This is a genomic window from Anoxybacteroides voinovskiense, from assembly GCF_014196205.1.
GTDB lineage: Bacteria > Bacillota > Bacilli > Bacillales > Anoxybacillaceae > Anoxybacteroides > Anoxybacteroides voinovskiense.
In genome coordinates this window covers 26,385-35,284 of sequence record NZ_JACIDE010000031.1, presented here as the reverse complement: position 1 = coordinate 35,284, position 8,900 = coordinate 26,385, and the positions used below count along the sequence as shown (strand labels likewise).

Here is an 8,900-nt window from a genome sequence, read left to right as displayed (position 1 = left end):
AACCGAATCGAAGCAAGCTTCTTTTCGGTCCGCTCGACTTGCATGTATTAGGCACGCCGCCAGCGTTCGTCCTGAGCCAGGATCAAACTCTCCATAGAAAGTTTTGTTCCAAACTCATACTTTACTCGTTCATTCACGAGGACGCTTCGTTTTGTTCAGTTTTCAAAGAACATTTTTGGAGCGGGTGATGGGAATCGAACCCACGACATCAGCTTGGAAGGCTGAGGTTTTACCACTAAACTACACCCGCATATTGAACACTTTTGTTACCCGTATTTCTGCTACGCCCCTTCAATGCCTCTTCCTCTACTAGCTGATTCGAAGATGATGGATGCGTCGAGGCAACTCGCCGCTTTTTCACGGATGCATCGCTCGTGGCTGAGGTTTTACCACTAAACTACACCCGCGTGTTGCGCGATTTTATAGGGGATGGTCGGGAAGACAGGATTCGAACCTGCGACCCCATGGTCCCAAACCATGTGCTCTACCAAGCTGAGCTACTTCCCGAGATGGCGCGCTCGAGAGGATTCGAACCCCTAACCTTCTGATCCGTAGTCAGATGCTCTATCCAATTGAGCTACGAGCGCAAAAACAACAGCATTTTTTATTCTACCACACACTCTTTTTGAGTGCAAGTATTTTAATGCGGCCGAGAGGACTTGAACCTCCACGGGGTTGCCCCCACTAGGCCCTCAACCTAGCGCGTCTGCCATTCCGCCACGACCGCGTAATTTATGCGGGTGGAGGGACTTGAACCCCCACGCCGTGAGGCGCCAGATCCTAAGTCTGGTGCGTCTGCCAATTCCGCCACACCCGCAAAAGTGAGCCATGGAGGACTCGAACCTCCGACCCTCTGATTAAAAGTCAGATGCTCTACCTGCTGAGCTAATGGCTCATTCATGGCTGGGGTAGCTGGATTCGAACCAACGCATCACGGAGTCAAAGTCCGTTGCCTTACCGCTTGGCTATACCCCAACAATTTATATATGGCGGTCCCGACGGGACTCGAACCCGCGATCTCCTGCGTGACAGGCAGGCATGTTAACCACTACACTACGGGACCTTATACATCCAGAAGCAATGGAGGATGACGGGATCGAACCGCCGACCCCTTGCTTGTAAGGCAAGTGCTCTCCCAGCTGAGCTAATCCTCCATAGCCGAATAAAATGGGAGACGGTAATTTTCCATCCCCCCACAACTTTGATGACCCGTACGGGATTCGAACCCGTGTTACCGCCGTGAAAGGGCGGTGTCTTAACCACTTGACCAACGGGCCAAAATATATCACAACGTGGCGGAGAAGGCGGGATTTGAACCCGCGCGCCGCGAAACCACGACCTAACGGTTTAGCAAACCGTCCCCTTCAGCCACTTGGGTACTTCTCCAATGGCTCCGCAAGTAGGATTCGAACCTACGACCTACCGGTTAACAGCCGGTTGCTCTACCGCTGAGCTATTGCGGAATAAATATAGGAACAACCTGATACACAACCGCTTTTCCAATTCATTCCTACTGCCTCTTCCTCTACTAGCCGTTTCGAGGATGGTGAATGCGTCGAGGCAATTCGCAGCATGTTCACTGATGCGTTGCTCGTCGCTGAGCTATTGCGGAATTTGATTTGTTATATCCTGACTGTTTTTAATTATAGTGAGGGATTATTGAATTGTCAACTATTTTTTATTTTTTCGCTGCCGTTCAACGACGGCTTTTATAATTTAACACATCTATTTGGTAAGTGTCAATACATTTTTAAAAAATTTTCGATTCCATTATTTTTAACGTCCCTTTACATTTTCCGCAAACGTAACGAGTTGTATTCACTTTTCTTTTTCTTTGATAAACGAAGCTGCATCGCACACAAATATATGTATATACCGATTGAACTGATTTTTTTCTATTCGGCAGTGGCCGACAATAACGAGGGGCGTTTACTTTCTGTAACAGTTCCCGAAAATCACGATCTCGATGCCGATATCCTTTTCCTTCTAAATGAAGATGGTAATGACACAGTTCGTGCTTAATAATCGAAATAAGTTCTTCCTTACCGAACGCCTCGTAATGTTTCGGATTAATTTCGATGTTATGTGAGCGTAATAAATATCGCCCGCCTGTTGTGCGCAGACGCGAATTAAATATTGCTTGATGGCGAAACGGCTTTTGGAAAAACTGCCATGATATTGTTTCTACTAGTTGTTGTAATTCATTTTGTTCCATGCTTTTTCCACCTTTTCTGACACAGGACAGCTATTCGATACATACATTATATACTACCTTTTCGAAATGGAGGGTACGTGAATGCCAACTTGGTTAAAAAATCAGATGCGGCGGGCTTATTTCGAAAAAAATCGCTATCAAATTAAATTACTAAATCAATGCTGGTTTTTTTACTATAAAAAGCACTGCTCGTAAAAGCAGTGCTTTTTGTGTGAAGCAACCAGTCGCCTCCGCTTTTCGTTATTCTGGAGGAAGCATAGATAAAGATATTCTTCCTTTGGCGACATCAACACTGTCGACCCACACTTTGACGACCTCTCCTACTGATACGATATCTAACGGGTGGCGAACATATTGTTTACTCAATTTGGAAATGTGGACAAGACCGTCTTGTTTGACACCGATATCAACAAACGCACCAAAATCAACGACGTTGCGTACTGTTCCTTCAAGTTCCATCCCTTTTTGCAAATCTTCCATTTTTAAGATGTCTTTTCGCAACAACGGTTTCGGTAGTTCATCCCGTGGGTCACGTTCTGGACGAATTAACGCATCAACGATATCTTTTAACGTTAATTCCCCGATACCCAGCCCCTCGGCTGTTTCTCGTAGCGGCAATTGTTGCAATGCTTCGCGCAACTCGTTGCTTCCAATGTTTTCTGTCGTAAACCCCATTTGTTGTAACAACTTTTTTACTTCCTCGTATCGTTCAGGATGGATTGGGGTTCGATCAAGCGGTTCTTCTCCATCCATAATGCGTAAGAAGCCGATACACTGTTCGTACGTTTTTGCCCCAAGTCGCGGAATGGCTTTTAACTCGTTGCGATTTTTAAACTTCCCTTGTTCTTCTCTTCGTTTGACAATGTTTTCTGCTACCGTTTTAGTTAGCCCTGATACGTATTGCAGCAATGAAACAGAGGCGGTGTTCACATTGACACCGACTTGGTTTACTACTGTTTCGACAATAAACCGTAGCGATTCTTCTAATTTTTTTTGCGAAACGTCATGTTGATATTGGCCGACCCCAACTGATTTCGGGTCAATTTTAACTAGCTCTGCCAGCGGGTCTTGGACACGGCGAGCGATGGAAACAGCGCTTCGTTCCTCGACTTGTAGATCCGGAAACTCTTGGCGCGCTAAATCGGAAGCCGAATAGACGCTTGCGCCTGCTTCGTTCACAATAAGATAAAAAATTTCTCGGTTAAGCTTCCGGAGTGTATCGGCGACAAATTGCTCTGTTTCGCGTGAGGCGGTGCCATTGCCAATCGCAATCATTTGCACCCCATATTCTTGAAGGAGACGAACTAATTTTTGTTCCGCTTCTTCTCGCTTCGCTTGTGGCGGATGTGGATAAATAACGTCAATTTTCAGAAGTTTCCCTGTTTCATCAACGACCGCCAGCTTGCAACCTGTGCGATACGCAGGGTCGACTCCGAGCACAATTTTTCCTTTTAGCGGGGGCTGCAATAATAAATTCCGTAAATTTTCAGCAAAAATATGAATGGCTCGCTCTTCTGCTTTTTCGGTTAGCTCATTGCGAATATCCCGCTCAATCGATGGTTCGATTAATCGTTTATAGCTATCTTCAATTGCATCTGCGACAAACGGTGCAGCTGGAGATTGTTCATTGCCAATGACGTTCGTTTTTATGTAATGAATAATGTCTTCAACCGGTGCTTGAATCGACACACGCAACACATCTTCTTTTTCGCCGCGATTAAGCGCTAAAATTCGATGAGGGACGATTTTATGCACTGGTTCTTCGTAGTTGTAATACATTTCGTATACGTTCTTTTCGTCTTTTTCTATGTCTTTCCCATTTGCGACCACAATGCCTTTTTTCCACGTTTGCGCGCGAACCCATTGTCGAATGGTGGCATCGTCTGAAATGCGCTCTGCAATAATATCTTTTGCGCCTTGCAACGCTTCTTCGTCTGTTTCTACCCCTTTTTCAACATCAACAAATTCGTTCGCTTTCTCTTTCGGGAGTGGAGCCATCGGAAAAGAAAGAAGCCATTCTGCTAACGGCTCTAACCCTTTCTCTTTCGCAATGGTTGCTTTCGTCCGTCGTTTTTGCTTGTACGGGCGGTATAAATCTTCAACTTGCTGCAGTTTCGTCGCCTTTTCAATCGCTTGCTTCAACTCTTCTGTCAGTTTCCCTTGCTCATTGATAAGGCGGATTACTTCTTCTTTCCGCTGTTCGAGCTGCTGTAAATAATGCCATCTTTCAAGCACATCGCGAATTTGTACTTCGTCTAATGCACCAGTTAATTCTTTTCGATAGCGCGCAATAAATGGAACGGTATTTCCTTCTTCAAAGAGCGAAATAACAGCGTTTACTTGTTTCGTGGAAAACTTTAGTTCGCTGGCGATAAGGTGAATTAGCGCTTCTCTTTTTTCCAAACTCATTAACCTCCAACTATGTAATAATCGTCATTTTACCAAAAAATAAAAATAGCTACAATGGTGTAGCTATTCTCTAACAACCCTATATTCAGTGGACAGATCGGACGCGACCTGCCCTTTGCTGATTAAAAGTCGATAAGTCCTAAACTAATTTGCAGTGCTTCGTCTACTTTATCCATCATTTCATCGTCTAAGTGAGTAATTTTATCCGTTAGCCGCTGTTTGTCAATCGTCCGAATTTGCTCTAAAAGAATGACGGAATCGCGCTCAAACCCGTAGCGTTTTGCATCAATTTCGACATGCGTCGGCAGCTTCGCTTTTTGGATTTGGGCTGTAATCGCCGCCACAATGACCGTCGGGCTAAACCGATTTCCGATGTCATTTTGAATGACTAATACCGGACGAACGCCTCCTTGTTCTGAGCCAACGACAGGGGAAAGATCCGCAAAATAAACGTCGCCACGTTTGACAATCAAAGCATTACCCCCCGCTAACTAAACGTTCAACGGTGTGGTCGGCCTCATATTCTGCTAAAAATGCTTCCGATGCAATGGATAAATTGATTTTCGCCATTTCCATGTAACCGCGTCTCATCGCCTCGCGAATTTGCCGTTTCTTCCGTTCGCGAATATACATTTTTGTCGCTTGGTAAATGAGTTCATTGCGATTACCGTTCTCTTGTTTGACAAGGCCATCCAATTCAGTTAACAGCGCTTGGGGCAAGCGAACGACGATTTCCGTTGTTGCGCTAGATTCAGACACGAACATACACCTCCACGAAACTGCAGCCAATTAATCGCTCCCATTTTATAATACCACTAAATGAAGGCGCTGCAAAGTTAATTTCCTTCTCTTCTATCCGTTATCGTCTGAAAAAAATGTTTATTTATACATTATTGCCATCTAAAACAGCATTTCTCATTTCCATTATACTCTTGTTTCGCAAAAAAATACGAGGCACGCGGTAACTTATCGTACAAGGGATTTCGTAGTTGATGGTGTCTAAATATTGCGCCACCTCATCTATCGTAATTTTTTCCTCCCCTTGTTGACCGATAAGGGTCACTTTTGTTCCTATTGGTACGTATGATGGCAGGCGAACCATTAGTTGATCCATGCAAATTCGCCCAATAATCGGTACCTTTTCCCCGTTTACTAATACACGAAAGTTCTGAAGTTTTCGAATCCAGCCGTCCGCATAACCAATCGGAACCGTCCCTACCCATTCTTCTTGTTCTGCTGTATATGTGGCACCGTAGCTTACTTTCTCTCCAGGCAACAGACGTTTTACGTGAACAACACGGCTATGAAGGGAAAACGCTTCCTTTAATGTAAACGGTAAATACGATTTCATGGCAAGTGACGGAGATAGCCCGTACATCGCAATCCCAAAGCGGACGATATTGAACACTTTATTCGGAAATCGTAGACTTGTTGCACTATTTCCGCAATGAACCCATTTTGGCCGATACGGTAGCCATTCGAGCATGCGCAAAAAAGTTTCATATTGAAAAGAAAAATAATCCGTATCAATTTCATCGGCTGTCGCAAAGTGAGTATACACTCCTTCAAACAAAAAATGCGGGTGATCGTCCATCATCGCCACGATGCGCTTCGTCTCTGCTTCTTCTTTTACGCCTAATCTCCCCATCCCTGTATCCAGCTTCAAATGAAACGATACCGGTAAGCCGCTCTGGTGGTGCTGCTTCGCTTTCTCTAGCCATTCTTGTTGGAAGACAGTGAGTGCGATTTGTTTTTGAGCGGCTAAATCAATATCTTCTGGTCGGGTTGCCCCTAAAACAAGAATCGGCGCATGGATGCCTTTTTGCCGCAGTGCAAGTGCTTCGTCTAAAAAAGCAACTGCCAAATGCGATGCTCCAGCCTCTAAAGCTGTTTTGGCGACTTGCGCATCGCCATGGCCATACGCATTCGCCTTCACGACTGCCATAATAGCCGTTTCTTTCGGTAAAAACGCTCGCAAAGAAGCAACGTTATGAAAAATCGCATCCAAATCCACTTCTGCCCAAGTATCTCGGTGAAACATGGTGTCAACCCTTCCTTCTCCCCGTAGTTATAAAAAAATTATTATCGGTCAGTGAAGGGATGTCAACCAAAAAGAAAACAGGCTCACCGAAAGAGCCTGCACGAACGTTGCTATTTCACTGCTTTCCCTTGCACAGAACGGGCAATCATCACCATTTCTTCTCGTGTCAAATCATTGGAAGCAATCATAAACTCAATCCCTTTGTACGTCCAAGTAAGCGAATGATCGGTCAATGCTCCGACCGCAAACCCTAAATCGACAGGTTCGCCGTTGACTAGTACAGCTGTATTAGATGCTGGAAGCACACGTGCTGTTTCTTGCACGAGCGTAAACGCTTTTTTCCCACCGAACGTCATAATCATCCGTTTTCCGTTTTCTGTCGCTACTTCTTTTTCGTCGATTTGTTCAACCCCTTCTGGTAAGTTGACTGGATACATCACTTCTAATGCCTCGTTTTTTGGTTTTGCCATTGTTGGAATTTCGAGACGGGCACCTGTCATATTTTTCGTCGTATCAAACGCATCTTTGTCAAATTTTTTATTAAATTCTACTTTGGAAAATTGAACGGTTAATAAAGCGTTCATATCGGTATCCATCACTTTTACAGATACTGGTGATAAATCTTTTTTGCTTAATTTAATTTCTTGGCGTGGAATAATTTTGCTGTTTGGGTAGTTTGTTTTTGTTTCGAAGACGTAATAGTCTTTTGTCGCTTTAAAATTTGCTTTTTTGTCGCTTAAAATGTCTTTGATGAGCGATTCATACAAATACGCTTGGCTACTGTTTTTAGGCCAATCGCTTTGGAAACGGAACGTTTTGTTCAACGCAGGGGTAATGACAAACACTCCCTCGTCGTTGCGTAAAATCATTTGGCTTTGATCTTTTTCTGCGTTTTTCAAGCTTACACGGTAATACGCCGGCTCTTTATACCAAATCTCGACGTCATATACTTGCGGCTCTGTTCCCGTTTTCAGCGTCAGCTTCGCCTTCGCTTGATAGCTAGTAAGGTCGTTCATTTTTTCATCGAGTGCTTTGATGACATCGCCTTGTGATTTTGTCCCGCATCCAGCTAATGCGATAAGCAACATGATGCCTAACAATACGCGAAACAAGTTTTTCCTCATGTTTTCAACCCCTTTGCCTCATATGAGCGTTAGGAGACGCGCTCCTTTTTTGCACTATCAATATATGAGACAGCTTGGGTGAATATGCAGACTAGCATGACAAGCGTTCAATAATTACTTGGGCAACGGCATACTCACGGCTGTGGGAAATAGAGACATGCACTTGATGTTCGGTGGACGATACAATAATCGGTTTCCCATACTCATCGTTTATCACTTCAATGTCTTGAAACGATACTTCTTTTCCGATTCCTGTCCCGAGTGCTTTCGCATAGGCCTCTTTTGCCGCAAACCTTCCAGCTAAAAATTCGACTTTTCGTCGTCCAGACAAGCGAACAAATAGCGTTTTTTCTCGTTCTGTTAAAATGCGGGCAATAAATTTTTCCTTTTCAATGAATTTCTCGATTCGCGCTAATTCGATGATATCAATGCCGATTCCGACAATCATACGCTTCTACCCTCCCTTTTTTTGCATATATTTTTATAACCAAGCTATCAAAGGAGCGATACGATGTTTATTCGCACAGAATCACCGCTGACGTTTGTTCGCTCGTATCCAATCGTTTCTACCATCGTCGCGGTGCACATTCTCGCTTTTTTATTCGCTACCATTCCCCATCCATTAGCCGATCGTTTTCTCGATACGTTCGTCGGATTCAATGCCGCAATTGCTGAAGGAGAGTATTGGCGACTTGCGACTTCCCTTTTTTTGCATGTTCAATTCGGACATGTTGTCGCCAATTCCTTTTCCTTGTTGCTTTTTGGACCAATGTTAGAAAAGATGATCGGAAAAAAGCTGTTTCTTGTAACCTATATTGGAAGTGGAATATTAGCGAATGTCGCCACCTTTTGTTTCGCTCCGATCATATATAGCCATCTCGGAGCTTCAGGGGCAATATTTGGGATACTAGGCGTTTACAGTTACCTCGCACTTTTCCATCGGCAGTTGGTCAATCGTGAGGAGGCGCGAATTATCTTTAGTGCACTTGTCGCTGGGTTCGCCATGACGTTCACTTTCCCGCATATGAATACAATTGCGCACCTATTCGGTTTTTTCAGCGGAGCGATTTTAGCACCGTTTGTCGCCGTTCGTCTGAACTGACGCTCCTAT

9 protein-coding genes, 12 tRNA genes and 1 rRNA gene are annotated in these 8,900 nt (G+C 44.3%); 2 read left to right on the top strand and 20 right to left on the bottom strand.

Features of this window, described 5'->3' with window-relative positions; genetic code table 11:
• The 14 genes from GGR02_RS15665 to GGR02_RS15600 all read right to left on the bottom strand — a co-directional run.
• A 16S ribosomal RNA gene (locus GGR02_RS15665) occupies positions 1-98 on the bottom strand; the annotation flags it as partial.
• Positions 99-176: 78 nt separating this feature from the next.
• A tRNA-Gly gene (locus GGR02_RS15660) sits at positions 177-250 on the bottom strand.
• Between the two features lie 180 nt (positions 251-430).
• Positions 431-507 (bottom strand) — tRNA-Pro (locus GGR02_RS15655).
• 3 nt (positions 508-510) lie between these two features.
• Positions 511-587 (bottom strand) — tRNA-Arg (locus GGR02_RS15650).
• A 57-nt stretch (positions 588-644) separates the two neighbouring features.
• A tRNA-Leu gene (locus tag GGR02_RS15645) sits at positions 645-727 on the bottom strand.
• Between the two features lie 8 nt (positions 728-735).
• Positions 736-817, bottom strand: a tRNA-Leu gene (locus GGR02_RS15640).
• A gap of 5 nt (positions 818-822) precedes the next feature.
• A tRNA-Lys gene (locus tag GGR02_RS15635) sits at positions 823-895 on the bottom strand.
• 5 nt (positions 896-900) lie between these two features.
• Positions 901-975 (bottom strand) — tRNA-Gln (locus GGR02_RS15630).
• 12 nt (positions 976-987) lie between these two features.
• Positions 988-1,063: transfer RNA gene (locus tag GGR02_RS15625), tRNA-Asp, on the bottom strand.
• A gap of 18 nt (positions 1,064-1,081) precedes the next feature.
• Positions 1,082-1,154 (bottom strand) — tRNA-Val (locus GGR02_RS15620).
• Between the two features lie 51 nt (positions 1,155-1,205).
• Positions 1,206-1,277, bottom strand: a tRNA-Glu gene (locus GGR02_RS15615).
• A 16-nt stretch (positions 1,278-1,293) separates the two neighbouring features.
• Positions 1,294-1,386 (bottom strand) — tRNA-Ser (locus GGR02_RS15610).
• A gap of 2 nt (positions 1,387-1,388) precedes the next feature.
• A tRNA-Asn gene (locus GGR02_RS15605) sits at positions 1,389-1,463 on the bottom strand.
• Between the two features lie 287 nt (positions 1,464-1,750).
• Entirely contained in the window at positions 1,751-2,215 is a 465-nt protein-coding gene (locus tag GGR02_RS15600) for a SprT family protein (protein ID WP_183185899.1), read from the bottom strand.
• Between the two features lie 81 nt (positions 2,216-2,296).
• Between GGR02_RS15600 and cmpA the strand changes: the two genes are divergently transcribed.
• The gene (cmpA, locus tag GGR02_RS15595; protein WP_148660447.1) at positions 2,297-2,410 is read left to right on the top strand and encodes a cortex morphogenetic protein CmpA; all 114 of its coding nucleotides are present in this window, start codon (positions 2,297-2,299) and stop codon (positions 2,408-2,410) included.
• Positions 2,411-2,455: 45 nt separating this feature from the next.
• Here the strand turns inward: cmpA and GGR02_RS15590 are convergent, their stop codons facing one another.
• From GGR02_RS15590 to acpS, 6 genes are all read right to left on the bottom strand, one after another.
• Positions 2,456-4,618 carry a Tex family protein gene (locus GGR02_RS15590; protein WP_306415786.1) on the bottom strand — a complete coding sequence of 721 codons (2,163 nt, stop codon included), beginning with the start codon at positions 4,616-4,618 and terminating at the stop codon, positions 2,456-2,458.
• Positions 4,619-4,746: 128 nt separating this feature from the next.
• Entirely contained in the window at positions 4,747-5,097 is a 351-nt protein-coding gene (gene ndoA / locus GGR02_RS15585) for a type II toxin-antitoxin system endoribonuclease NdoA (RefSeq protein WP_003253417.1), read from the bottom strand.
• A 4-nt stretch (positions 5,098-5,101) separates the two neighbouring features.
• A complete protein-coding gene (locus GGR02_RS15580) occupies positions 5,102-5,383 on the bottom strand; it encodes a CopG family ribbon-helix-helix protein (protein WP_027410260.1) in 282 nt (93 codons plus the stop codon).
• Between the two features lie 124 nt (positions 5,384-5,507).
• A complete protein-coding gene (alr, locus tag GGR02_RS15575) occupies positions 5,508-6,665 on the bottom strand; it encodes an alanine racemase (RefSeq protein WP_183185897.1) in 1,158 nt (385 codons plus the stop codon).
• Between the two features lie 110 nt (positions 6,666-6,775).
• Positions 6,776-7,789 carry a LolA family protein gene (locus tag GGR02_RS15570; RefSeq protein ID WP_183185896.1) on the bottom strand — a complete coding sequence of 338 codons (1,014 nt, stop codon included), beginning with the start codon at positions 7,787-7,789 and terminating at the stop codon, positions 6,776-6,778.
• 91 nt (positions 7,790-7,880) lie between these two features.
• On the bottom strand, positions 7,881-8,237 hold the full coding sequence (acpS, locus tag GGR02_RS15565; protein ID WP_183185895.1) for a holo-ACP synthase: 357 nt from the start codon (positions 8,235-8,237) through the stop codon (positions 7,881-7,883).
• A 63-nt stretch (positions 8,238-8,300) separates the two neighbouring features.
• On the opposite strand from acpS, the gene GGR02_RS15560 reads away from it, so the two are divergent.
• Positions 8,301-8,891, top strand: coding sequence for a rhomboid family intramembrane serine protease (locus GGR02_RS15560; RefSeq protein WP_183185894.1), 591 nt, complete (start codon positions 8,301-8,303; stop codon positions 8,889-8,891).
• Positions 8,892-8,900 lie beyond the last annotated feature (9 nt).

Bases quoted from the DNA above. Each gene is read 5' to 3' on its own strand.
- GGR02_RS15600 (WP_183185899.1), bottom strand. From the start codon at position 2,215: ATGGAACAAAATGAATTACAACAACTAGTAGAAACAATATCATGGCAG.
- alr (WP_183185897.1), bottom strand. From the start codon at position 6,665: ATGTTTCACCGAGATACTTGGGCAGAAGTGGATTTGGATGCGATTTTT.
- acpS (WP_183185895.1), bottom strand. From the start codon at position 8,237: ATGATTGTCGGAATCGGCATTGATATCATCGAATTAGCGCGAATCGAG.
- GGR02_RS15560 (WP_183185894.1), top strand. From the start codon at position 8,301: ATGTTTATTCGCACAGAATCACCGCTGACGTTTGTTCGCTCGTATCCA.
- cmpA (WP_148660447.1), top strand. From the start codon at position 2,297: ATGCCAACTTGGTTAAAAAATCAGATGCGGCGGGCTTATTTCGAAAAA.
- GGR02_RS15570 (WP_183185896.1), bottom strand. From the start codon at position 7,789: ATGAGGAAAAACTTGTTTCGCGTATTGTTAGGCATCATGTTGCTTATC.